This window comes from Pseudomonas tremae (assembly GCF_023278125.1).
Classification (GTDB): Bacteria; Pseudomonadota; Gammaproteobacteria; order Pseudomonadales; family Pseudomonadaceae; genus Aquipseudomonas; species Aquipseudomonas tremae.
Genome location: NZ_CP066270.1, coordinates 3,274,813 through 3,297,464 on the forward strand (window position 1 = coordinate 3,274,813; position 22,652 = coordinate 3,297,464).

Consider the following 22,652-nt stretch of genomic DNA (forward strand, 5'->3'; position numbering starts at 1 on the left):
AACCGAAGACTGATTCTAGGCCCACCTCTGCATCACGTCGACACCCGAAAATGCGTCTTGCTGAACGCATTGGCGCGGTCCAGCACAGGCTTCTCGAAACAGCGATAGCCGACCCAGCCGTAACACACCGCCGCGACCATCATCAATGCAGCAAAAAACAGGTTGTCCAGGCCACTTTGCGGCCAGGCCCCCACTTGGCTCCAGACCCTGCCGATGACCCCGAGCACCAGCAGATGGGAAAGGTAAATGGTGTAAGACATGTCACCTACGGCCACCAGAACACGCGGCACAACCAGCTGCCTGCGGCGCTCCAGTAACGCCAGAGTCAGTACCAGCACGCCAAACGTGGCTCCGACCACAAGCATGCGCAGCAGGCCCTGACTGTCATAAAGCCGGTAGACACCTATCAGCGGCACAGACACCAGCAGCGCACCACCGAGCAAGGCACACACCGCGACCGTCGGGACCCTTGCACTGTGGCGACCATAGAAGAACAGCGCCAGCGCCGCCCCCAGAATGAATTCGAGGGCGTACGGATGGAGGATGATTTTGAGGGCAGGTGAATAGTCCTGCCAGTCCGCCAGAGCGTTGAACACCACGATGATCGATGCCCAGACGCCCAGCAGAAGCGGCAGACTGCGCTCGCGAAACAGCAGAAAACCGGAAAACACCACGTAGAACCACAACTCGAAGAGCAGTGACCAGGCGACCATCACCAACAGCACCTTGTCATTAGGCAACAGCAGTAAGGACATGAGCAGATTCGAAGAACCATGCCCGCTGTTGACCATCCCGGGCTGCACCAGAAACACAGCCAGAGTGATGAAAAAGTACAGCCAATAAGTGGGGTAGATACGCGAAACCCGATTGAACAGAAAACGCCGGGCTTCCACGCCACTCTGGAAGCGGGCACGACTGACAATGACCATCACAAATCCACTGATCACGAAAAACAGATCGACGCCCAGCTGAAAAAAATCGAGCATCGGCGGCAGAAGAATATCGCCCCCGGAATACTTGCTCTCGACCGACATCATGTGAAACAACACCACACCAAGGACTGCGATGCCCCTGAGCCCCTGCAGGGAATACAGCCGCTCCATGCCTCTCTCCATTCAGCTCGTTGCGCTCTTGCGTCGCGTGTGGAGCATAGCCAAAGGCCAGAAATACGGAACCCCTTTCTTACAGTCATCGAGGTTTTTCCTGACACGTGCTTTTGGAGTAAGGTGCAGCAGCAGTGCACAGCCTGATCGGGCACGACACGACAATCGAAGTGAACCTTCAGGAATCACCTGTACTCGAAACATCCATACGCCACCCAAACGGAGAAAATCATGGCTCGCGAAACCGCACAGAATGCTCAGGAAATCCTGAGAGCCGACTTCCAGGTACTGGTTGCCGATACTGAAAAACTGCTGGCGCATACAGCGTCCCTGGCAGGTGAGCAGGCTGATGAACTGCGTGCGCAGATCCGCGAGAGCCTGTTGCGCGCCAAGGAAACGCTGAAAAGCACCGAAGACTCGCTGCGCGAGCGTGGTGAAGCTGCTGTGATCGCGACCGAAGATTACGTTCAGACCAACCCTTGGCAGTCAGTCGGTATCGCCGCAGGTGTCGGCTTTCTGATCGGTCTGCTGGCTACAAGGCGCTAACATCATGACTCTGGGAACGGAATCTGCAACGCCGGAGGGGACTCCGGGTTCTTCACCGCGGCGCCTCGGCGCTGCATTCCTTGGCTTGTTGCACACTCACGTTGAGCTGTTCGGCATCGAGTTGCAAGAGCAGAAAGCGCGCACTGTCAGCCTGTTACTGTTTGCAGGCCTGGCATTGGTGTTCGGTCTGCTGCTGCTGACCGGGCTTTCGGCACTGCTGTTGATCGTGTTGTGGGACAGCTATCGACTGGCCGGTATCGTCGGCCTGTGTACGTTCTACTTCCTGGCCGCGGTCTTCTGTGGCTTGCGCCTGAAAGCAGCGATCTTCGACGAGTCTTCGCCGTTCCACGCGACCCTCGAAGAGCTGGCCAACGACCGTGAGCGATTGATGCCATGAGTGAACCCAAGTCGCACCAGAGCAATACCCGTCGTGAACTGCGCAAGGCATTGATCCGCTTGCGCATGGAAATGCATCGTCAGGAAATACGCCACGAATCGACGCAATTGCTCCAGCCATTGCAACGTTTTCTGGGCATTCGCCACGACTGGAAAAGCGCGCTGGGCTTTCGCCACGCGCCGCTCTGGGGCGTGGGCTCGGTTGCCCTGCTGGGCTTTCTGAGCGGCAAGCGAGCCAAGACCGGTCGCACCAGCCTGCTCGGTCGCCTTCTGAAACTGGGTATCACCCTGACGCCGCTGATCAAGGTGGCTATGCAGAGCCGTGCCATTCAGAATCGCAACCGCAGGCTCTGACCGCGCACGCTCTTGCGTGACCCTGGCATGAATGATTCAGGCTTTAACACAAATGCCTGCTCCGCAGTTTCGGGGCGGGCATTTTCTTTTTGACGAGGCCTGTTTCCGGTTGTCACTGTTCGGGGCCTTGCGGCAGGCCTGTGGAACCGGGAAGCTAGGCGATAACTACTGACGGAGTGACCGCCTTGGATTGGCAAACCCTGCTTAACCGCGAACGACTCGGCAAGACCCTGCACAGCCCCGAAGAACTCGGACGCAGCCCATTCCACAAGGACCACGACCGGATCATCTTTTCCGGAGCGTTCCGCCGTCTGGGTCGCAAGACACAGGTCCACCCGGTGTCCAGCAACGATCATATCCACACTCGTCTGACCCACTCGCTGGAAGTCAGTTGCGTCGGCAGGTCGCTGGGCATGCGCGTCGGCGAAACCCTGCGCTCCGCCCTGCCCGACTGGTGCGACCCGAGCGACCTGGGCATGGTCGTACAATCTGCCTGCCTGGCCCACGATATCGGCAATCCCCCGTTCGGCCACTCGGGCGAAGATGCCATTCGCAACTGGTTCAATCAGGCCGCCGGACGAGGCTGGCTCGACGCGATGAGCGAAACCGAGCGCAACGACTTCCTCAATTTCGAAGGCAACGCGCAGGGTTTCCGAGTGCTGACGCAACTGGAATACCATCAGTTCGACGGAGGTACTCGCCTGACCTACGCCACCTTGGGCACTTACCTCAAGTACCCGTGGACGGCGCGTCATGCCGATTCGCTGGGCTACAAGAAGCACAAGTTCGGCTGCTACCAGAGCGAATTGCCGATTCTCGAGCAGATAGCCGGCAAGCTCGGCCTGCCCCAGCTTGAGGAGCAGCGCTGGGCGCGTCACCCGCTGGTTTACCTGATGGAAGCCGCCGATGACATCTGCTACGCACTGATCGACCTGGAAGACGGGCTTGAGATGGACCTGCTGGACTATTCGGAAGTCGAGTCTCTACTGCTTGGGCTGGTCGGCGATGACCTGCCTGAAACCTATCGGCAGTTGGGCCCGGGCGATTCGCGGCGACGCAAGCTGGCGATACTGCGTGGCAAAGCCATAGAACACTTGACCAACGCGGCCGCCAGGGCCTTCGTCGAGCAGCAGGATGCGCTGCTTGCCGGCACCCTGCCAGGCGACCTGGTCGAACACATGCACGGCCCGGCCAAGCTGTGCGTGCTGAACGCAAAGGACATGGCGCGCAAGAAGATCTTCCAGGACAAGCGCAAGACCTTGCACGAAATCGGCGCCTACACCACGCTGGAGATCCTGCTCAACGCGTTTTGCGGCGCTGCGGTCGAGCAGTTCGGTGGCCGGACGCCGTCCTTCAAACACCGGCGTATCCTCGACCTGCTGGGCAACAGTGCGCCTGACCCCAAGGCTTCGCTGCATGCCTCCTTCCTGCGCATGATCGACTTTATCGCCGGCATGACTGACAGTTACGCCAGTGAGATGGCTCGCGAAATGACCGGGCGCTCCGGCTGAGTAACCCACAAATGGCCCGCAAAATGCCTGAAAAGCTTCAGGTGTTCGGCGGGCCTGCATACCTCGCCCTTTAAAACTCAGACAAGCCCTACAAGCTTGTCAGACGAGTCCTATCGCAGGTTTTCTTGCATCCCTCAATAATTCCAGCCACTTCAACTGCCGCATCGGCACTTCATACGTCCGCCTGCGACACTTGCCGGTGTGCATGCCGTGTGCCGATGCCCCAATGCCTAGCCAGGGCCATTCCGGAAAACTCATGTCCAAACACAGCCTGCGCATCCTGTTGGTGGAGGATCATCCCTTCCAATTGATCGCCACTCAGGTACTGCTCAACAATCAGGGCTATTTCCTGCTTACCCCCGCACTGACTGCGGCAGAAGCCATGAATGCGATGCAGCGCAGCCCAGAGCCGTACGGGCTTTTACTCTGTGATCAATGCCTGCCGGACACGCCAGGCATCGACCTGATCAGCGAAGCATCACGGCTGGGGTTGCTGCGCCACGCCATTCTTCTCAGCGGCCTGCCCGATATCCAACTTGAAAAACTCCGGCAGCTCGCCGTCGAGCGTGATCTGCCGCTGCTTGGCTGCCTGAGCAAGCCCTTACACGGACCTGACCTGAGCCGTCTGCTGCAACACCTTCCTGCCTGACTATCGACAAGCTGTCGCACAACAACTCACCGCACATCACCGACAGATGATCGTGATGGTCGTGAATTCACGTTTACAACTGTAGGAAATCATCGATAAACATGCCTGATGATTCCAGAAAGTAATAAACAACCTGTACAACATAATTCGAACCTCACAGAAAAACGCGTTAACGTTTAAACACACTTGTGTTCTGCGTAGGCTTTTACGTACTCCGATACGTTAATTATCGTAGGACTTTTCCTATATATGTCTGTTGAGCAAGTCTCTTTATGTGCCTGCCCGAACATCTGAGCTAAGGTGCGCGCTTTATTCGCCGCTTGTTATGGAATGGAATATGAACTCGAATGTTTTTGTGGACACCAATCTGAATATAAAATATTAAATATATATAAATCATACACTTATGTAATTTTTCGTAGTTTTTTGACACCGACAATTTGACACCAGGTTTTGCTGGCCTATGATCAGATGAGCTAAATAGAGGTTCAGTCCATGATCTCCTTCAAGATACTCCCTGACCACATCCTGTTTCGCTTCGATTGGCAGAACATGCAAAAGTATCGGGACATGGAGTTGCCAAGGCCACCATTAGCCTCAATAGAAAGCCTTCAGGTTGTATGTGCGGAAACGGTTCGAGCCTGCCAAAGTTATGCGCGACTAACTGGTACCTCACGAGCAAACGCACTCAAGAGGATGTTCATTTTCGCGAAAGCTGAGGGAAAGGCCATACCGGCTTCGGGCAGTCCGGATTGGAAAGTATTTGTACAAGAGCACTACATTTATCACCTATCACACCCTGAAAAGACAACTCAAGAGGGTGATAAAGATTTGGAGACTATCCGTTCAGAGTGGCGACAAATAGTATATCTATACAAAAGCTTTAAACAGCAGAAAGTGATACCACTTGACACTACAATTCCAACCATTAAACAGCCGCAAATTCCGGACGATGACAGAAGTGCCGAAATTCTGGACTCTGTAGAAGAACGGTTGTGGCCACTTGAAGACGCAAATCACCTCTGGCCTAAAACATACTTAATTGACAAGAGTCTAACGGTCAGTACAGATAAGTTCCTTGCAAAGCTTCAAAGCGATGTCGAGCACCGTACTCAATCCATACTGACGGCGTGCGAGAGCTATTGGGATAGGGTGGTTATCTGCCAGCGTATTGGTGAAGATCTAATAAAATCCATTCCCGTAGATGAGATTGAGCGTGTGTTATCGTCTGGTAATTTTTACGTCAATCATCGGTATATCGCTGATGCTTACCGCCCAGACGGCGCCGCTTGGTTTTTGGCAATGATCGAGCACTTTTTTCTCCGAACAGGAGAGCTAAGAGCCATCTCATATACTGCCATGAAGGCTATTCCATTTTTCAAGCCATTCTGCGGCAACAGCTATATGCGAGCTAGAATGGATCAGGAACTCAGGAGAATTGCGGGCAGCTATGCTGCTCCTGGCGAAGATATAACCGAAACGCTGATCCGCCTCTTAGGATACGTCTCTGCTCGGGACTGCGGAGCAGCGGCGGCTATCTTAACCGCTGAGAACCCAAATTTAATCCACACGCACTACGATCAGCGGCCTATCTGTCCGACGACGATAAGCCCTTACATCACTGGGACAGTAACCTCGGTTGCTTGAAGTGGGGCGTTAGCAAGCCCAGGGCAAAGGCACGGAAAGTTTCCGCATTGACGCCGCGCAGTTTTAAAATTTACACAGAGCTTGTTAAGGCTACAATGAAAGCACGAATAAGACTTATTCTGTCAGGAGATAATAATTACAGAAAATTGTTTCTTACGACTTCCTACAAGTGGGTTGGATTGAGCAGTAGCCTTGATCAAATCCTGACTACCAAGGTCGGCATTTGCCTATATGAAGTAATTGAGAATGAACTTATCGCCGGTGGTGTATCTCGGAAGGTGTTTACGCTAAAGCGAATTCGAGGTACTCAAGCCTTGATTAGCTTTCTCAAAGAGGGTACTTATCAGGCAGCGGCTAACACCTTAGGCAACTCGATCGCGGTTATAATAGTAAGATACATACCAAAGTGGTTAAAACAAAGATGGAACGTCCGTATTCTCCGGACATTTCAGACCAAACTGATTGTTTTGGCGACTAAAGGTACCCCTTGGCATGTGGCGGCTACCGACTTCCTGACAGACAAAGACTTATTTGACTTCATCATTAGACAGGCGACAGAAATCGATTTAGCCTCAGATCCAGTCTCGGTTGATCTGAAACGTTATGCCAGCGAGCTAACCGAAGACGCTGCCGAATACTTAGTCAATCAACTAATCAAGCACAATGTAATACTCAAGCTTGATGTTACATCTCTGGCTGCTATCTTTCTGTTTGCTGAAAGGCGCGCGAACTCTCCTATCAAATATTATGTAGACGATGCAAGTGGAATCGACGAAAACTCGATTATCACATTGTCTCACTTATTACATTGCGCATACGATATAAGCAAAGATCCGAAAGCGACCGGAGCAGTCTTGACCAGCATTGCTGGACTATCTATACCGCAGTTTCAAGCAGTGTATTTAGAAGCACTTGAAGTGAAAGCGACCTTGGATAATCAGGTCGACAAAATCAATACTATGGTGAGCTGAGGGATAACAATGCCCAAACTTAACCCCAACCCCATGAGCGACAGAGCAACATTATCATTGCTTATAGAGCGCGCTCGCCAAAATCTTGAACCCACTATCGAATACCGTGCCTCCTGGTTGAAAAAAGGTGGCATCGGGTCGTCGGAGTGGGAAGTCGTCGGCCCTAACCGATCAACTGCCATTGTTAGTTTTGCAGAACCTCTTCCCGATGGAACTTTACTTACGGATACCGTTAACAAACTAATTTTGATAACAATTCAAAAACATGTCTTTTGCATTCGTGCTGGTTATCTTTCTCCGCAAGTCGATCATCGAGCCTGGGCGAAATACGTGCGATTTTTTATTAATATTACAAGCTGGCAGTTCCTTTTCAAAGAGCGCTATCAGCCCCAATCAAAAGGATTTAAACTTATAAATGAAAACGCCTGCGAAGTCATTATTGAAAGCTACAAAAAATGTGGCTGGGCAGGGGTTCTTCAGATCATCCCGCGCCTAAGCGAGTACTTCTGCACATTAATTGACGAGGAATATGACGGAGAAAAACTGACAGAACAACAGATTTCAAAAACAATCAAGCATCTCAAGGAAAACTGCCTTTATGTTAAAAAAGGCAATATCCGAAATGGTACAACTGGATTGGTATCTAGAGACTATTTGGCAAAAGCGATCAATACCCATGCGTCAGCTTTTAACCACGATACAGTCCGAATTTTCCTTCGCCAATTTGAAGAATCTTTGCAACAGCCGATTTTAGTTCAGGGAGTACTGACCAGGGCGCAATACAAGTCTCATAAAACTGCTATTATCAATCATGAACAAAATGGTGGAATAACACGAAAATCTCTTATTCAGTTCCTGAATCTCATGAAGTTGCTATCGGAGGGTAACCCATACCTGCCCGACACCATTCCGAGTTTTAAATTCGACCCTGCCGAACATATGAACAAGCAGGACGTCCGGATTGATGGGCATACAAGAAAAATACCATACTCCATTGGCATTTACGCGCTTGGCAAAGCGGTAGAATGGATCATGGTATATGGGAAAGCAATCGTTGGAGCTACAGTCGCAACTGTCATGGCGTTTAAAAACATCCCTCCTGAGGAGCTGAAAGGGCGCAGCCACCGTTACCGACAGCGGCAAGAGATTTTTGAAGACATTATTTCTCAATACAGCACCGAATCCTTTGAGGGCTTACCTGCTCAGCCCCTTGCAGCGGCTCTGCACATAACTAAGCTCACGAGCCATTCACATGCCGAAAGCACGAGTACGAACATGACGTTTGCCGTCGCATTGGAGTGCTTCGTTGCTGCATGCGCTATAGTCATAGGTTTTACAAAGCCCATCAGAGTTAACGAACTGGCTCACATACAACGGGAAGCCCTTAGCTACCAAACCAATGATGAAGGTGCCTTCCTCGCACATCCCATACTGAAGAGACGTGTACCTATTCCTCCCACGTGTAGTGGTCTAATGATTCCGGACACTCATTTAGGCGAGAATATCGCCAGATATAGAGGTGTCTGATGACCAAGCAACGCCGTACCTTCTCCGCTGAATTCAAACGTGAGGCCGCAGGCCTCGTGCTCGATCAAGGTTATAGCCATGTCGAAGCTTCTCGCTCGCTTGGAGTGGTCGAGTCTGCGCTGCGTCGCTGGGTTAGCCAGCTCCAGCAGGAGCGCAATGGCGTGACGCCTCAGAGCAAAGCCCTGACGCCCGAGCAGCAGAAAATTCAGGAGCTGGAAGCGCGCATCGCTCGTCTTGAGCGGGAGAAATCCATTTTAAAAAAGGCTACCGCGCTCTTGATGTCGGAAGAACACGAGCGCTTGCGCTGATCGATCAGCTAGGTGCCCATGAGCCGATCGAATTGCTGTGCGAGATGTTCGAGACACCTCGCTCGTGCTACTACGACCATTGCCAGCGGCGTCGGGCTCCAGACACCGAGCGGGTTCGTTTACTCAGTCGAGTCAATGAGCTGTTCGGGCAAAGTCGAAGCGCTGCTGGCAGCCGCAGTATCGTTTCGGTATTGCAGGAAGATGGCGAGCAAATTGGCCGGTTCAAGGTACGTGGCCTGATGCGGGAACTGGGATTAATCAGCAAGCAACCTGGCTCTCATGCTTATAAAAAAGCAACAGTGGAGAGGCCTGACATTCCGAACATTTTGAATCGGCAGTTCGATGTACCCGCGCCCAATCAGGTTTGGTGTGGCGACATCACCTACATCTGGGCGCAAGGAAAATGGCATTACCTGGCGGTGGTTATGGATCTTTATGCGCGTCGGGTGGTGGGCTGGGCGTTTTCAAACAAACCGGACACGGACTTGGTCATCAAGGCGCTGGACATGGCTTATGAGCAACGCGGCAAGCCTCAGGGCCTGCTGTTTCACTCAGATCAGGGCTCCCAATATGGGAGCCGACAGTTTCGCCAGCGGCTTTGGCGATACCGCATGCGCCAGAGCATGAGTCGCCGAGGTAATTGCTACGACAACTCGCCGATGGAGCGTGTATTCCGCAGCTTGAAAACCGAGTGGATACCCGCCGTGGGCTACATGACGGCCCAAGAGGCACAGCGGGATATCAGTCATTATCTGATGCATCGCTACAACTGGGTTCGGCCACACCAGTTCAATAATGGACTGGCACCCGCTCAGTACGAGAAAAAACTTAACGTCGTGTCCGGGATCAGTTGACCACTACATCATATTGAGCGACAAGCTCGCGGGCGTCAGCGGGAGTGATCGCAATCGCTTCCACCATCTTCATGAGAGCCGAGCTGTTATCGTCCTTAGTATCAGTCACTTTAAGTCCTTGACCCCGGAGGGGCTTCTTAGTCCGTAAAAATTCGATGATGTTGTCCCACGTGTTCCAGATTGTATCGACAACACCTCCCGTCCCTTTAACGCAGCTGCAGAGACTGGGGACACTGTGCGGTATGCCTGCTGGGCGTACATAGCTAATTGACACGTAACCTGCGATCCTGAATACGGTAAACCGAGCGACTTTCAGGTGCGATTTTGGCCCGGGCCGTGATTCGTAGGCTGGCATGAGATTCAGATGAAGCGCTTTGTTTGAGCAATCAACTCAAATCCTCGACACCCTTTCTGCTCCGTCCTACCGTGGGACAACCAGTTCAGCTATCCCCGCCCAGGCAACCAAGCTTAGAGCTCGAAGCCCCTAATAATGCGCGCTGATCACCGCCAAATTACTTCTAATATTAACCCTATTACTATTCTCATAACTCCATTTAGAGAAATGTCAATGGCGTAAGGTCTTGCGGCATTCATGGCTCCTCGGCAATATGAAGGTACAAGTATAATAATTCGAGCGAAATCTATGACCACCCTACGTATAACGATCGCCGTGAGCGCATATCACGAAAGCGATTTTATGATCCGGAGCAATATCAAGAAGCAGGAATCAATATGGGCGTCAAAATTTCAATTGATAGGCTTGGCATACCGAGAGCTCGACGCTATTGCAAAACGAATTACAGAGAACCCCTATGCCGCAAAGGCTTGCTTTGTTAGAGCCGTGATCGGCTGCGGGGTGAGTCTAATAGACGCTGAAACTCTTTTGGCTGCAAAAGGATGGAAGCGCCGGATGAGGCTAACTTGGGAGCTGTTGAATGAGCATCAGCGGACTAAGGCCCGGAGCCTTGACTATACCATTTATGAAAACTACTGGCCGAATCTTGCATTTATGAATGCAAACTAGCGGGCCCTCAGCTAAACCTATTTCCATTCGCGATTGAGAATGAAGTGTCTACATGCTCGACTGAAAAAGCAGGCTCTGAGGCGGGATTATTACATCACTTAAAACGCAGGCACACCCAAGCGGTAAGTTTAGTTTGAGGTCTTATTTAAAGTCGGCAGGTAACGGCTTCATCCTCCGCCTCCCGCGATGGCCATAAGCTGTGGTGTGTCAGATAGATTCAGCCTAGAGCACTCCCAATCAAAAACACCGCTTAAGCTTTTCCAGCAGGAGCAGGAGCAGGAGCAGGAGCACCAAAGCCTTGTGGGCTTTGGAATCAAAAGCAAGAGCAAGAGCAAGAGCAAGAGCAAGAGCAATCAAAGCCTTGTGGGCTTTGACACCAAGCATACGTCTGTCCACAAAAAGTTTTTATCATCGACGACCACCCGGTTATCCGGATGGCGGTAAGAATGCTGCTGGAGAACGAGAATTACGAAGTGGTGGGCGAAACCGATAACGGTGTCGACGCCATGCAAATGGTTCGCGAATGCATGCCCGACCTGATCATCCTCGACATCAGCATCCCCAAGCTCGACGGGCTTGAGGTGCTGGCACGCTTCAACACCATGGGGCTGCCGTCCAAGATTCTGGTGCTGACCTCGCAGACACCCAATTTGTTTGCGATTCGCTGCATGCAATCGGGGGCTTCCGGTTATGTATGCAAACAGGAAGATCTAAGCGAATTGCTCAGTTCGGTGAAAGCAGTATTATCCGGCTACAATTACTTTCCCAGCCAGGCGTTGGCGTGTGCAGTTCGTGAAGATGGACACACCAGCGAGCTGGAGCTGTTCAAGTTGGTCAATGATCGTGAATTGATGGTGCTGCAATTGTTTGCACAAGGGCGCTCCAACAAGGAAATAGCCAAGGGCATGTTTCTCAGTAACAAGACCGTGAGCACCTACAAGACAAGGCTCATGCAGAAACTCAAAACCAGAACCTTGGTAGAACTTATCGAGATGGCAAAACGCAACTCGCTAGTGTGAGAGACCGGATGCCCAAGCGCTTCAGACAATTATTACTACTGGCCACAGGCCTCTGCACAGGCTGGGGTGTCGAGGCCGGTCCTGCCGCGGCCGATCACTACACCCTGCTCGGTCGCTCGAGCCCTGCGCACATGGACGTCAAGCTGGACAGCAGCCAATGGCAGTGGGTACGCGGTCAGCGCGAGCTGATTCTAGGCACTTCCAGCCCTGACTACCCACCCTTCGACGTGACTATTTCAGGCAACGATTACGAAGGCATAACGGCTGATTACGCTGGCATCATCTCGGGCGCGCTGGACCTCCCGATCAGGGTCCAGCGTTTCGCGAGCCGTGACGCAGCGATCAGGGCGCTTGTCGCAGGCCAGGTCGATCTGCTGGGCACCGCCAACGGCTTCGAAGCCGTCGAGCGCAACATCAGGCTGTCCCAACCCTACTCGGTGGACCAGCCCGTGCTGGTCACACGCGTCGGAGAAACGCGCCCCTTGAACGACGGCCTGAAAGGCATGCGCCTGAGCATGGTCTATCACTACTTGCCGACAGCGGAGGTCGAAGCGACTTATCCAGGCGCGATTCTCAAGCATTACCCGTCGTTTCAAAACGCCATCAATGCCGTGGCCTTCAACCAGGCCGATGTATTTCTGGGCGACACCATTTCTACCCAGTACATCATCAACAAGGGCTACCTGAACAACGTCCAGATGTCGAACTTCGGCAAGCACGAGGCCAATGGCTTCAGCTTCGCCGTACGCCAGGAAAACACCCAACTGCTGGGTATCATCAACCAGGCATTGAAGGCGATTCCGGTCGAGGAGCGCATCAACATATCCCGGCGCTGGAACACAGGCAGCGATCTGCTGCTGACCGACCAGAAGCTGCAACTCACACAGCGCGAGGAACGCTGGATCGCTCAGCATCCAACCGTACGTGTGGTGGTCAACGAAGCCTACGCCCCCCTGACGTTTTTCGATGCCAAAGGCAATTTTCGCGGCATCACTGCTGACCTGCTGGAGCTGGTTCGCCTGCGCACCGGGCTCAAGTTCGACGTCAAGCGCTCGCCGAGCCTGACGGATATGCAAAATCAGGTCACGGAGGGCAAAGCCGACATGATCGGCGCACTGGATTCCAGTGACGAGCGAGAAGACCGCCTGAGCTTCAGCCGACCTTATGTCGACAATTCTTTCGTACTGGTCACCCGCAAGGATCAGGGGTCACCCAGCCATCTCGAACAAATGGACGGCAAACGCCTGGCCATCACCCAGGGCAGCCCGATGCTGGGCTGGCTGCGCAACAACTACCCGAACGTCGTGCCACTGGAAATCGACAACCCGTTCCAGGCACTGGACATGCTGGCGCTGGGCAGAACCGAAGGCGCGGTCATTTCGCTGCTGAGTGCAAACTACTTTCTGTCTTCAGGCATCTTTGAAGAGCGTTTGCAGATGACTGCCACCCTCGGCGAGGACCCGGCGCTGATTTCCATGGCCACCTCGCGCAATGCCATCGAGCTGAGTTCGATTCTCGACAAGGCACTGGCGAGCATCGCTCCTCAGGATCTGGCGGCAATCAACAATCGATGGCGCGCCTACACCCCATCGAGCGCGACCTGGCACGATTACGAGCGCCTGATCTACCAGATCCTGATCGGCGCGAGCCTTCTGCTGCTGGGCCTGCTGGCCTGGAATGCGTGGATGCAAAGGCAGATCCGCCAGCGCGAAGCCGCCGAGCGGGCGCTGGGCGATCAGTTCGAATTCATGAGAGCGCTGGTGGACGGCACCCCGCACCCGATCTACGTGCGCGATCGAGAAGGCCTTCTGCGTATCTGCAACGACAGCTACCTTCAAACGTTCTCTGCCAGACGTGAAGATGTCATCGGCAAGAGCACCGCCGCAGGCGTGCCGGGCAATGCCTTCGAAGCCAGTGAATACGCAGCGGACTATGAGCAGGTCATGACCAGCGGTACGGCCCTGATCCTTGACCGCCCTTTGCGGATCGGTGAGCGGCAACTGACCATTTATCACTGGATATTGCCCTTCCGCGACTCGCTGGGCGAAGTGCAAGGCATCATCGGTGGCTGGATCGACATCAGTGAACGTCGCCAGTTGATTGAGGAGCTGCAGGCCGCCAAGGAGCAGGCGGACGCGGCCAGTCGGGCCAAAAGTACCTTTCTGGCCACCATGAGCCATGAAATACGCACCCCAATGAATGCCGTGATCGGCATGCTCGAGCTGGCACTCAAACGTGCCGACCATGGCGAACTGGACCGCTCTGCCATCGAGGTTGCCTACAGCTCGGCCAACGACCTGCTGGACCTGATAGGCGATATTCTTGATATCGCCCGCATCGAATCCGGCCGTCTGGCCCTCAACCCGGAGCGGGCAAACCTGCGCCAGCTGGTCGAGTCGGTGGTCAGGGTCTTCGACGGCCTGGCCCGACAGAAAGACCTCAGCCTGGTGCTGGCGCTGGACAGCCGAATCAACACCGACGTGCTGATCGATCCTCTGCGCTTCAAGCAGATATTGTCCAATCTGGTCAGCAACGCCATCAAGTTCACTCAGGACGGGCAGGTAAAGATCAGCCTTCAGGCTGGCGATACAGCGGCCCCCCAACAGCTGCACCTGCATGTAATGGTTCAGGACAGCGGCATCGGCATCAGCAGCGAAGACCAGCAGCGCCTCTTCGAGCCTTTTGCTCAGGTGGACAATACCGGGCAGATGGCCAGGACCGGCGCCGGCCTGGGACTGGTGATCTGCCGCAGCCTGTGCGTGATGATGGGCGGCAACTTGCAGCTCGACAGCGCGCCGGGCCAAGGCACCCGGGTGAGCATGGAGCTGCTGCTGACGACACTTGAACCGCTGACCCATCAGCCCGTGGCGCCGCAGCCCTCGAGTTCGGCCAGCCAGCCCCTCAGGATCCTGGTGGTGGACGACCATCCCGCCAACCGGATGCTGCTGTGTCAGCAACTGGGCTTTCTCGGCCATCATTGCGAAGTGGCTGAAAATGGTGCGCAGGGGCTTGCACAATGGAAGGCTGACAACTTCGATCTGGTGGTTGCTGACTGGAATGCCCCGATATTTCCTAAATATTCTTTTTAAATCAAATATTTACATAGAAGAAAGCTATATTTTTAACCGCGCTTTCCCAACTTTACTATCCCAATGAAATCAGATGTTTATGGTTGCGTTTTGGGGAAGATTTAGAAGGAAAGCGCACGCAACTATCCCTCCCCCGGCGTCCTGCCGACGAACACCACTCCCCAAACCTGAACGACTCGAATACTGTATGCATATACAGCAATTGAGAATCATCCCCATGAACGAGTGCAGCAGCTCAGAAGCCTTGGTCGAATGGCACAAAAGGCTCAATGACAGGAGGCAATGGACGAACCCTGCAGTCACCTACCGGTTTCTGGCACGCATGGCCGAAGACATGCAGACCGGCGGACTGGTCGATCCACTGGAACGCTTCGAAATGTTCGAGCTGGCCAGTGCCGCCTTCTGCCATTTCACAGAGGAAGGCAACCACGAATGGCGCCACCAGGCATCAGACTAGTTGGCCTACAACGCGGGCGGCATCGTCGTAGGAAGCCTTCTGCACTCACGTTACGTCCTGCACGAGGCCGATCAATCGCCCTACCATGCCGCCCACTTCGCCTTTCTGGATGAGAGCAACAATCTCATGATGAGGGACTACAAAAGGTACGGTGTGCTTGAGGGTCGTTACATTTACACCGAAACCGGCCAGACGTTGACACTGGTTGAGCAATCCAGACAGATCAACGGAGTGAACCTCCAGCGCCTGACCGATGAGGATCAGTACCGCGCGCTGATTGATGCGAGCGCCGTCGCCTTGGATCAGGGAGATTTCAAGTTCTACGTTTCGCTATGGGAGCGCCACAGCTACTCGATATTTATCAGATGCCTTCATTGCCTTGATGGGTTCGCAGTGCGCGACGATTGTACGCACTGCGACGGCCGAGGCTTTATCGAAGACCCTCAGTGCCCGAACAAGCTTCCCCGGCCAATGAAGCGCGCAGAAAGCATTGCTGTCGACCCAGGTCGATCAGCTAAACCTTGCGAATCCCAAACTGGGCGACCTTGACTATCGAGTTCTGCGGCACGCCAGCGGCCAGGTAAAGCCCCATCCGTGAGGTGATCACCGTTTCAGTCAGGTCGATCGTTCCGCGTTGCGTTTCCAGCTGCCCGGAGAAGCTGGCCGGCATAGTGAACGGCTCTTGGTACTTGTCCATCGAGCGGAAGTAAAAGGTGGTCGAGGCACCGCCGACCGACTTGGTGATGGTCAACTCAGCCTTCCAGGCCGCCCCTGCAAAACTCTCCGATAAGCTCGACCGCCAACACCATTTGGATAACATCGCCGGCCAGATTGGTTTTGATGACGTTCGCAGTTGACTTGCACATAGATGTCGCTGCCCACCGCAATGTTGCCGCCCAGCTCGGCGCAAAGAAATCCACCAGTTTCAATTCAAAGATATCAGGCCGAAAGCCGCGGCCGAGATCACCGATATCGCAGATGCCAGCCTGGTGCTTAGCAACTCCCAACAGGAGATAACGAAGCGCGTTTCCAGCCGGATCGGCGCCGTCGCGCAGCCCTCAAAGTGAGAAAGTTTCGGACCCCCTCACTTTTCGCCGCCCAATAAAAAACCCCGCAGACGTTAATCTGCGGGGCTTTGAATAGTGGAGGCCGAGGTCAGAATCGAACCGCCGTAGGCGGATTTGCAATCCGGTTATGAAACACAAGCAGGCTGCGGACTCTAGTGATATTTGGTTCCGAAATAGAAGCGAGAAAACTTCTCTGGAGCCCTCGTAGAATGGGGACTCTACTTTTTATTTCGGAACTGATTCAAAGGTAATAATGGTTACCCTACTGAGTATTTACGCCACTACCGCGACCGTGAGCAAACGTAGCGGTAAGTACCACTACGTATCCAGACCTAGCGTACCCCAGATATTTGATCGACCAAAACACTGGCAGCGAAACATCATTGAGCAGATGCTTCGCAACCAGAGAAGAAACGTCCGTCAGCTGTGATCAAAAAAACCCTCATAGCTATTCACAAAATCTTTCAAATTCATAGTTAACGCCTCCAGGTCTGGAACAATACCTAGTTTCATTGGAGGAAGATCCATACCTCTTGCTTGAGCGATAGAACGCACACATAATTCGGCTTTTGCTGCACTTCCACGCATATCAGGTACTGCATGTACCGCCCACCAGTGTATCTCTGCAAGCGTCTTTAGCGCATGAGCATCGGGTATCGTAGCGTCAGTAGCAACTCCGTAAAGCCCTTCGACATGCTGCAAAATTCTCGGAATGTGTTCGGCATCCGTATGAAGTATCACATTAGGCTCGCCTATATCATTCATGCCCATTCTGCGCAGGCGTGGGTAAGGTTCTTTCGTACGGTCAGCATGACGATCAGTGCTTATCGATATACACGTAAGCAGGAAGTTTTCACCGTCAATTTTTCCGTGAATTTTAAAAACCTTGCTCTTTGGCAGTGAACGTGAGGGCCTTCCAACCTCTGCATCTTTACGCCTTGCGTGCCTGTCCTTTATATATTCATAAGGCCCTGTAAGGGAATCTCCGAACAAGTCTTCAAATGTGCTGAAATACGCCTGACCACCTGATCCGAGCCGCCCATGAGCCAGATGAGCTTTTCCGATTTCGAATATGCCGGTAAGCGCAAGCAGACACGCCGCGAACGCTTCCTCGCCGAGATGGATCAGGTCGTGCCCTGGACAGGTCTACTGGGCCTGATCGAGCCGTTCTACCCCAAGGCCGGCGGAGGCAGAAAACCTTATCCTCTGGAAACCATGCTGCGCATTCATCTGTTGCAGAACTGGTTCTCCCTGAGCGACCCGGCCATGGAAGAAGCGCTCTACGAAATCACGCCCATGCGCCAGTTTGCACGCCTGACCTTGAGCGCCCCGATACCTGAAGACACCACGATCATGAACTTCCGGCACCTGCTGGAAAAGCATCAACTGGCCCCTGCGATCCTCGCGGTCATCAACGGTTATCTGCAAGAGAAAGGCCTGTCCCTGCGCCAGGGCACCATCGTCGATGCCACCATCATTCATGCCCCTTGCTCGACCAAGAACGAGGAAGGAAAGCGTGATCCCGAGATGCATCAGACGAAGAAAGGTAACCAATACTTCTTCGGGATGAAGGCGCATATCGGCGCCGATGCGGAGTCGGGCCTGGTTCATCATGTTCATGGCACTGCGGCCAATGTGGCCGATGTCACGCAGGTCGCCGAACTGCTCCACGGCGAAGAAAACGCGGTGTATGCAGACGCGGGATACACCGGTGTCGAGAAGCGTGAAGAGCATGAAAATCGTGAGGTCATCTGGCAAATCGCTGCGCGGCGCAGCACGTATTCCAGGCTCAATAAACGCAGCGTGCTCTACAAGGCCAAGCGCAAGATCGAGTACTGCAAAGCTCAGACACGGGCCAAGGTCGAGCATCCGTTTCGCGTAATCAAGCGTCAGTTTGGCTACGTGAAAGTGCGCTTTCGTGGGCTGATGAAAAACACAGCTCAGCTGACCACGCTGTTCGCCCTGTCGAATCTGTGGATGGCTCGAAAACAGCTGATGGGTATGGGTGAGTTGCGCGTTTAACACGGAAAACCGGGCGGAAACGCCCTCAACGCGCGCTGCATCAGGCCATTTTCAGCAAATAGCGCTGGGTGCCGGGCAAATTGCGACTCGCCGCCGCTGCGCAGCAAGTTGATCGGAGCATCCTAAGAGGCGTAATGAACTCACGAGCCCGATTGGGATCACGAATCTTGGAAAATTCCTCCGCGTCGTTGCCGGCTCTGGCGCTTCTCCAATCACGCGCCTCGTCCCAAGCCTCACTAAAACTATTAACATCCCCCCCGGCAATCGCCGCACCCAACTCCCGGCTTTTATGATAAAAAGATTGGCCATATTCCATCTGGTAGGGCGTATGATCTCTGTTAAAATGAGAGCTAGGCCAACGAGCCACACCGACTAACGATTGTTGATGCTGAGTTAACCGGCTGTCTTGTGGTCCTTTAAGCTCACCGAACCTTGGGGATCTCGATGTAGAATTCACACTAGAGTATTCAGCTCTAGAATGATCTGGAGAATTCAGACTATTTGCTCGAAAACTCCCAGACGAACTAACCGACATATTTGAAGATGCACAACCCATACCCCTTTCCCTTTAAGTTAATTTCGATTAAAGCAGCAATAAAAAAATTACAACTGCCTGTGATTTTTTTAAAAATTGAGCCGCAGACATATATTCTTAGCTTGATATATCTGCAATTCAATCACTGACGAATAGTTTATTACCCATCTATGAGTGGACAAAAGCGCTTAGCCAGTTCCAAATCAGAACAGCATCCAGATGAAAAGAATTTCACATTAAAATAACAAACCCATATCACGGGTCGGCACGTCTATCGCATATCTACGACGCTTTTTCTCAAAGGCAGCCTGCGGTTTAGTCGATTGTAGGTCGTCACGTGAGAAAAAAAGACGATGGCGAATCGAAGCTATTCTCCGGTCCAATCTCCTGTATTCTGCCGACGAACACCGCTCCCCAAACCTGAACCACCTAAAAACTGTATACCCATACAGTAGTTGAGAATCACTCATCATGAACATCGACTACGCCGAAGACTGGGCCTTTCTGCCCCACGGAGGAGCAGATGCTCAATATGCGCACCTGATCTCAGAAGAGAACAGGCTGCTGCGCGATGAGGTAGACCGATATCGGAGACATGTCACCAAGCTGATCAACATGCACAACGATGCAGCGCTAGAGCGTGACAAACTCAGGGTCAAGCTGAGAGACGCAGAAAGCCGGATATCCGACCTCCTGCGCGACGCTTGTGACTCATGGAAAACTATCAACTCCCAGAAGTACGCAATCGACCAGTATCGTGAAGTTATGAGAGTTGCAGGAATCGGCCCGGAAAGATGGGGTGGCCAGGATCGGTGAGCCCCTGAAGTATTGGATCCAAGTTAGGGCTGGAACCATTTTAACCTCTATGACCACTGATTCGTCATTCAATAAGCCGCAGAGGTGCAAAATGCAAGTCGGACTCAGTGTGACACGCCATATCCCGTCCAGTAACGAAGCGCATTCGGTTAAGGAGCCAGAGTTACCTAACCAAAACAGCAGTAATTCTGCTGAAGACGAAAAAACAGCACTAAAAACTAGTGCAGCCAATCATGAAGATCGTGCATTACTTGCCACCAAGACAATATTAGGAAGAGAAAAGATAGAGCCACCTGCCTTTGGAGGATTCTTTAAGAAAAAATCATCTAGACACGAGTCCGGAAGTTCAAGTTCCCATGTGGAACGCTCAAATGTGAATTCCGAACCGGCCGAGTGCCCGTCGTTCCATCTAGAACACGTACCCTTCGTTCCCCAAGGAAATGAGCGAATGGGATGCTGGTATGCCTGTGCAAGGATGGTTGGACACTCTGTCGAGGCGGGCCCACGGTTAGGATTGCCAGAGCTCTACAGTCCGCGTTCCGGCCACGGCCAGCTCCAGGATTTCTCTGATGTGGAGCAGTTCATCCAGAACGAAGGTTTATCTAGGGTAGACCTACCCGCCAACAGGGAATTTTCACACGAAGAACTAGGGGAACTTCTCTACAGGCATGGCCCAATTATTTTTGGGTGGCAGACTCCAAGTAACAGTTGGCATATGTCAGTTCTTACAGGTGTCGATCCAGCTTCCTCTAAAATAATTTTCCACGATCCTCGTCATGGACCTAACTTTATGATGCCAATTAGCGAATTCAACCAACGTCTAGCGTGGCAGGTCCCACACGCAATGCTCTATCGGTAAGTCGCCCTATGGATTTGTCTGAAAAGTCAGACCGCAGCAACTAACTGCTGTGATAAACACTGCGCTAAAGAGGGTATATACCAATGGGAAACTTCTGTGTAGGCGGCTCATCAATGGCCCATCAGGTGAACTCACCAGACCGACTTGGCAACAACTCGGATACATCCAATCACGTTACCGCCAGTCAATTTCTGAGCGTCAGACACCAATTGGCGGACTCTTCTGGTCTAACTAGAGAACAGAATTACTTCATTAATCATCGAGCATCTCAAGATCTGAGAGGTCGCTACAACAATCTCTATGAACGCACTCAACGCATGCTTGTAGTGGTCAACTGATCCCGGACACGACGTTAAGTTTTTTCTCGTACTGAGCGGGTGCCAGTCCATTATTGAACTGGTGTGGCCGAACCCAGTTGTAGCGATGCATCAGATAATGACTGATATCCCGCTGTGCCTCTTGGGCCGTCATGTAGCCCACGGCGGGTATCCACTCGGTTTTCAAGCTGCGGAATACACGCTCCATCGGCGAGTTGTCGTAGCAATTACCTCGGCGACTCATGCTCTGGCGCATGCGGTATCGCCAAAGCCGCTGGCGAAACTGTCGGCTCCCATATTGGGAGCCCTGATCTGAGTGAAACAGCAGGCCCTGAGGCTTGCCGCGTTGCTCATAAGCCATGTCCAGCGCCTTGATGACCAAGTCCGTGTCCGGTTTGTTTGAAAACGCCCAGCCCACCACCCGACGCGCATAAAGATCCATAACCACCGCCAGGTAATGCCATTTTCCTTGCGCCCAGATGTAGGTGATGTCGCCACACCAAACCTGATTGGGCGCGGGTACATCGAACTGCCGATTCAAAATGTTCGGAATGTCAGGCCTCTCCACTGTTGCTTTTTTATAAGCATGAGAGCCAGGTTGCTTGCTGATTAATCCCAGTTCCCGCATCAGGCCACGTACCTTGAACCGGCCAATTTGCTCGCCATCTTCCTGCAATACCGAAACGATACTGCGGCTGCCAGCAGCGCTTCGACTTTGCCCGAACAGCTCATTGACTCGACTGAGTAAACGAACCCGCTCGGTGTCTGGAGCCCGACGCCGCTGGCAATGGTCGTAGTAGCACGAGCGAGGTGTCTCGAACATCTCGCACAGCAATTCGATCGGCTCATGGGCACCTAGCTGATCGATCAGCGCAAGCGCTCGTGTTCTTCCGACATCAAGAGCGCGGTAGCCTTTTTTAAAATGGATTTCTCCCGCTCAAGACGAGCGATGCGCGCTTCCAGCTCCTGAATTTTCTGCTGCTCGGGCGTCAGGGCTTTGCTCTGAGGCGTCACGCCATTGCGCTCCTGCTGGAGCTGGCTAACCCAGCGACGCAGCGCAGACTCGACCACTCCAAGCGAGCGAGAAGCTTCGACATGGCTATAACCTTGATCGAGCACGAGGCCTGCGGCCTCACGTTTGAATTCAGCGGAGAAGGTACGGCGTTGCTTGGTCATCAGACACCTCTATATCTGGCGATATTCTCGCCTAAATGAGTGTCCGGAATCATTAGACCACTACATTCCGCCAAAAAGAATTCACCGAAGGTGAGTCGAATAGATTTCACAAGAAGAAAACTATTCGCCTCTGTTCACAGTTATCAGTCTTTGAACAAAACATGTCCTTTTCCAAAAGCTGCAATTTCATAAAGAATATCATTGCTCAACCCTGATGAATCAGTGATGCAAAGCTGTCCGCCGCCCACTTCTGCGTAGGCGGCAAGGGAATTAAGTTGGTTAGGCGTCCTGTTAGAAGCCGATATCTCAACACCCCCACCATAAGCAAGTAACTGTTCCAAATCGTTTTGCGGCTTTTCACTGAAACTCATCTGACACCCCTATGGTCCGGCCCCATGCCGGTCA

General features: G+C 52.9%; 25 protein-coding genes and 1 pseudogene. 18 read left to right on the forward strand and 8 right to left on the reverse strand.

What is annotated here, in order from left to right:
* Nucleotides 1–32: 32 nt before the first annotated feature.
* Entirely contained in the window at nucleotides 33–1,103 is a 1,071-nt protein-coding gene (locus I9H09_RS14950; protein ID WP_122347165.1) for an acyltransferase family protein, read from the reverse strand.
* 231 nt (nucleotides 1,104–1,334) lie between these two features.
* Between I9H09_RS14950 and I9H09_RS14955 the strand changes: the two genes are divergently transcribed.
* From I9H09_RS14955 to I9H09_RS15000, 10 genes are all read left to right on the forward strand, one after another.
* Nucleotides 1,335–1,649 (forward strand): ElaB/YgaM/YqjD family protein, encoded by a 315-nt coding sequence (locus tag I9H09_RS14955; protein WP_005893547.1) that lies wholly within the window; start codon nucleotides 1,335–1,337, stop codon nucleotides 1,647–1,649.
* Nucleotides 1,650–1,653: 4 nt separating this feature from the next.
* Nucleotides 1,654–2,046 (forward strand): phage holin family protein, encoded by a 393-nt coding sequence (locus tag I9H09_RS14960; protein ID WP_005893548.1) that lies wholly within the window; start codon nucleotides 1,654–1,656, stop codon nucleotides 2,044–2,046.
* Nucleotides 2,043–2,399 carry a hypothetical protein gene (locus I9H09_RS14965; protein ID WP_122347163.1) on the forward strand — a complete coding sequence of 119 codons (357 nt, stop codon included), beginning with the start codon at nucleotides 2,043–2,045 and terminating at the stop codon, nucleotides 2,397–2,399. The genes I9H09_RS14960 and I9H09_RS14965 overlap by 4 nt, the downstream gene beginning before the upstream one ends.
* Before the next feature lie 185 nt (nucleotides 2,400–2,584).
* On the forward strand, nucleotides 2,585–3,910 hold the full coding sequence (locus I9H09_RS14970; RefSeq protein WP_005893550.1) for a deoxyguanosinetriphosphate triphosphohydrolase: 1,326 nt from the start codon (nucleotides 2,585–2,587) through the stop codon (nucleotides 3,908–3,910).
* 256 nt (nucleotides 3,911–4,166) lie between these two features.
* Nucleotides 4,167–4,559, forward strand: a complete 393-nt coding sequence (locus I9H09_RS14975; RefSeq protein WP_053481413.1) for a response regulator — start codon at nucleotides 4,167–4,169, stop codon at nucleotides 4,557–4,559.
* Between the two features lie 495 nt (nucleotides 4,560–5,054).
* Entirely contained in the window at nucleotides 5,055–6,206 is a 1,152-nt protein-coding gene (locus I9H09_RS14980) for a hypothetical protein (protein WP_122347162.1), read from the forward strand.
* A 47-nt stretch (nucleotides 6,207–6,253) separates the two neighbouring features.
* Nucleotides 6,254–7,177, forward strand: a complete 924-nt coding sequence (locus I9H09_RS14985; protein WP_147468042.1) for a hypothetical protein — start codon at nucleotides 6,254–6,256, stop codon at nucleotides 7,175–7,177.
* A 9-nt stretch (nucleotides 7,178–7,186) separates the two neighbouring features.
* Nucleotides 7,187–8,704 (forward strand): hypothetical protein, encoded by a 1,518-nt coding sequence (locus tag I9H09_RS14990; RefSeq protein WP_236502385.1) that lies wholly within the window; start codon nucleotides 7,187–7,189, stop codon nucleotides 8,702–8,704.
* Nucleotides 8,704–9,866 (forward strand): IS3 family transposase gene (locus I9H09_RS14995; protein ID WP_122346372.1). Its coding sequence is split into 2 segments (ribosomal slippage): nucleotides 8,704–8,959 and nucleotides 8,959–9,866, totalling 1,164 coding nucleotides; the frame shifts between segments, so codons are not numbered across the junction. Before I9H09_RS14990 ends, I9H09_RS14995 begins: the two co-directional genes overlap by 1 nt.
* A gap of 643 nt (nucleotides 9,867–10,509) precedes the next feature.
* On the forward strand, nucleotides 10,510–10,890 hold the full coding sequence (locus tag I9H09_RS15000; protein ID WP_122347114.1) for a hypothetical protein: 381 nt from the start codon (nucleotides 10,510–10,512) through the stop codon (nucleotides 10,888–10,890).
* 237 nt (nucleotides 10,891–11,127) lie between these two features.
* Here the strand turns inward: I9H09_RS15000 and I9H09_RS15005 are convergent, their stop codons facing one another.
* Nucleotides 11,128–11,274: a hypothetical protein gene (locus I9H09_RS15005; protein WP_236502617.1), complete on the reverse strand. Its 147-nt coding sequence runs from the start codon at nucleotides 11,272–11,274 to the stop codon at nucleotides 11,128–11,130.
* A 23-nt stretch (nucleotides 11,275–11,297) separates the two neighbouring features.
* Between I9H09_RS15005 and I9H09_RS15010 the strand changes: the two genes are divergently transcribed.
* From I9H09_RS15010 to I9H09_RS15025, 4 genes are all read left to right on the forward strand, one after another.
* Nucleotides 11,298–11,909 carry a response regulator transcription factor gene (locus I9H09_RS15010; RefSeq protein ID WP_268935247.1) on the forward strand — a complete coding sequence of 204 codons (612 nt, stop codon included), beginning with the start codon at nucleotides 11,298–11,300 and terminating at the stop codon, nucleotides 11,907–11,909.
* A gap of 8 nt (nucleotides 11,910–11,917) precedes the next feature.
* A complete protein-coding gene (locus tag I9H09_RS15015) occupies nucleotides 11,918–14,998 on the forward strand; it encodes a transporter substrate-binding domain-containing protein (RefSeq protein ID WP_122347111.1) in 3,081 nt (1,026 codons plus the stop codon).
* 217 nt (nucleotides 14,999–15,215) lie between these two features.
* On the forward strand, nucleotides 15,216–15,455 hold the full coding sequence (locus tag I9H09_RS15020; protein WP_235662948.1) for a hypothetical protein: 240 nt from the start codon (nucleotides 15,216–15,218) through the stop codon (nucleotides 15,453–15,455).
* A complete protein-coding gene (locus tag I9H09_RS15025) occupies nucleotides 15,456–16,004 on the forward strand; it encodes a hypothetical protein (protein ID WP_235662947.1) in 549 nt (182 codons plus the stop codon). It abuts the gene before it with no gap.
* Here I9H09_RS15025 and I9H09_RS15030 read toward each other — a convergent pair.
* The 3 genes from I9H09_RS15030 to xopAH all read right to left on the reverse strand — a co-directional run bounded on the left by I9H09_RS15030 (nucleotide 15,970) and on the right by xopAH (nucleotide 17,515).
* Complete coding sequence (locus I9H09_RS15030) at nucleotides 15,970–16,206, reverse strand: hypothetical protein (protein WP_122347110.1); 237 nt, start codon at nucleotides 16,204–16,206, stop codon at nucleotides 15,970–15,972. The genes I9H09_RS15025 and I9H09_RS15030 overlap by 35 nt on opposite strands.
* 1 nt (nucleotide 16,207) lies before the next feature.
* On the reverse strand, nucleotides 16,208–16,462 hold the full coding sequence (locus tag I9H09_RS27225; protein ID WP_183142448.1) for a hypothetical protein: 255 nt from the start codon (nucleotides 16,460–16,462) through the stop codon (nucleotides 16,208–16,210).
* Nucleotides 16,463–16,942: 480 nt separating this feature from the next.
* Complete coding sequence (gene xopAH, locus I9H09_RS15040; RefSeq protein WP_248972575.1) at nucleotides 16,943–17,515, reverse strand: XopAH/AvrB family type III secretion system effector; 573 nt, start codon at nucleotides 17,513–17,515, stop codon at nucleotides 16,943–16,945.
* Nucleotides 17,516–17,563: 48 nt separating this feature from the next.
* On the opposite strand from xopAH, the gene I9H09_RS15045 reads away from it, so the two are divergent.
* Complete coding sequence (locus tag I9H09_RS15045) at nucleotides 17,564–18,544, forward strand: IS5 family transposase (RefSeq protein ID WP_105223850.1); 981 nt, start codon at nucleotides 17,564–17,566, stop codon at nucleotides 18,542–18,544.
* A 40-nt stretch (nucleotides 18,545–18,584) separates the two neighbouring features.
* Here the strand turns inward: I9H09_RS15045 and I9H09_RS15050 are convergent, their stop codons facing one another.
* Nucleotides 18,585–19,100 (reverse strand): hypothetical protein, encoded by a 516-nt coding sequence (locus tag I9H09_RS15050; protein ID WP_268949060.1) that lies wholly within the window; start codon nucleotides 19,098–19,100, stop codon nucleotides 18,585–18,587.
* Nucleotides 19,101–19,550: 450 nt separating this feature from the next.
* On the opposite strand from I9H09_RS15050, the pseudogene I9H09_RS15055 reads away from it, so the two are divergent.
* From I9H09_RS15055 to I9H09_RS15065, 3 genes and pseudogenes are all read left to right on the forward strand, one after another.
* Nucleotides 19,551–19,895: pseudogene (locus tag I9H09_RS15055) on the forward strand (hypothetical protein).
* Nucleotides 19,896–19,986: 91 nt separating this feature from the next.
* Nucleotides 19,987–20,754: a papain-like cysteine protease family protein gene (locus I9H09_RS26920; protein WP_268949059.1), complete on the forward strand. Its 768-nt coding sequence runs from the start codon at nucleotides 19,987–19,989 to the stop codon at nucleotides 20,752–20,754.
* 113 nt (nucleotides 20,755–20,867) lie between these two features.
* The gene (locus tag I9H09_RS15065; protein WP_283108487.1) at nucleotides 20,868–21,092 is read left to right on the forward strand and encodes a hypothetical protein; all 225 of its coding nucleotides are present in this window, start codon (nucleotides 20,868–20,870) and stop codon (nucleotides 21,090–21,092) included.
* On the opposite strand, the gene I9H09_RS15070 is transcribed toward I9H09_RS15065, so the two are convergent.
* Together I9H09_RS15070 and I9H09_RS15075 are read right to left on the reverse strand one after the other, a co-directional pair.
* Nucleotides 21,085–22,247 (reverse strand): IS3 family transposase gene (locus tag I9H09_RS15070; protein ID WP_122346372.1). Its coding sequence is split into 2 segments (ribosomal slippage): nucleotides 21,085–21,992 and nucleotides 21,992–22,247, totalling 1,164 coding nucleotides; the frame shifts between segments, so codons are not numbered across the junction. The genes I9H09_RS15065 and I9H09_RS15070 overlap by 8 nt on opposite strands.
* 143 nt (nucleotides 22,248–22,390) lie before the next feature.
* Nucleotides 22,391–22,618 (reverse strand): hypothetical protein, encoded by a 228-nt coding sequence (locus tag I9H09_RS15075; RefSeq protein ID WP_147468048.1) that lies wholly within the window; start codon nucleotides 22,616–22,618, stop codon nucleotides 22,391–22,393.
* Nucleotides 22,619–22,652 lie beyond the last annotated feature (34 nt).

What these genes read in the sequence shown, in the direction of transcription:
- I9H09_RS14950 (WP_122347165.1), bottom strand. Translation starts at nt 1,103, where the DNA reads ATGGAGCGGCTGTATTCCCTGCAGGGGCTCAGGGGCATCGCAGTCCTT.
- I9H09_RS14955 (WP_005893547.1), top strand. Translation starts at nt 1,335, where the DNA reads ATGGCTCGCGAAACCGCACAGAATGCTCAGGAAATCCTGAGAGCCGAC.
- I9H09_RS14960 (WP_005893548.1), top strand. Translation starts at nt 1,654, where the DNA reads ATGACTCTGGGAACGGAATCTGCAACGCCGGAGGGGACTCCGGGTTCT.
- I9H09_RS14965 (WP_122347163.1), top strand. Translation starts at nt 2,043, where the DNA reads ATGAGTGAACCCAAGTCGCACCAGAGCAATACCCGTCGTGAACTGCGC.
- I9H09_RS14975 (WP_053481413.1), top strand. Translation starts at nt 4,167, where the DNA reads ATGTCCAAACACAGCCTGCGCATCCTGTTGGTGGAGGATCATCCCTTC.
- I9H09_RS14980 (WP_122347162.1), top strand. Translation starts at nt 5,055, where the DNA reads ATGATCTCCTTCAAGATACTCCCTGACCACATCCTGTTTCGCTTCGAT.
- I9H09_RS14990 (WP_236502385.1), top strand. Translation starts at nt 7,187, where the DNA reads ATGCCCAAACTTAACCCCAACCCCATGAGCGACAGAGCAACATTATCA.
- I9H09_RS15000 (WP_122347114.1), top strand. Translation starts at nt 10,510, where the DNA reads ATGACCACCCTACGTATAACGATCGCCGTGAGCGCATATCACGAAAGC.
- I9H09_RS15005 (WP_236502617.1), bottom strand. Translation starts at nt 11,274, where the DNA reads ATGCTTGGTGTCAAAGCCCACAAGGCTTTGATTGCTCTTGCTCTTGCT.
- I9H09_RS15015 (WP_122347111.1), top strand. Translation starts at nt 11,918, where the DNA reads ATGCCCAAGCGCTTCAGACAATTATTACTACTGGCCACAGGCCTCTGC.
- I9H09_RS15020 (WP_235662948.1), top strand. Translation starts at nt 15,216, where the DNA reads ATGAACGAGTGCAGCAGCTCAGAAGCCTTGGTCGAATGGCACAAAAGG.
- I9H09_RS15045 (WP_105223850.1), top strand. Translation starts at nt 17,564, where the DNA reads ATGAGCCAGATGAGCTTTTCCGATTTCGAATATGCCGGTAAGCGCAAG.
- I9H09_RS15050 (WP_268949060.1), bottom strand. Translation starts at nt 19,100, where the DNA reads ATGGGTTGTGCATCTTCAAATATGTCGGTTAGTTCGTCTGGGAGTTTT.
- I9H09_RS26920 (WP_268949059.1), top strand. Translation starts at nt 19,987, where the DNA reads ATGCAAGTCGGACTCAGTGTGACACGCCATATCCCGTCCAGTAACGAA.
- I9H09_RS15065 (WP_283108487.1), top strand. Translation starts at nt 20,868, where the DNA reads ATGGCCCATCAGGTGAACTCACCAGACCGACTTGGCAACAACTCGGAT.
- I9H09_RS15075 (WP_147468048.1), bottom strand. Translation starts at nt 22,618, where the DNA reads ATGAGTTTCAGTGAAAAGCCGCAAAACGATTTGGAACAGTTACTTGCT.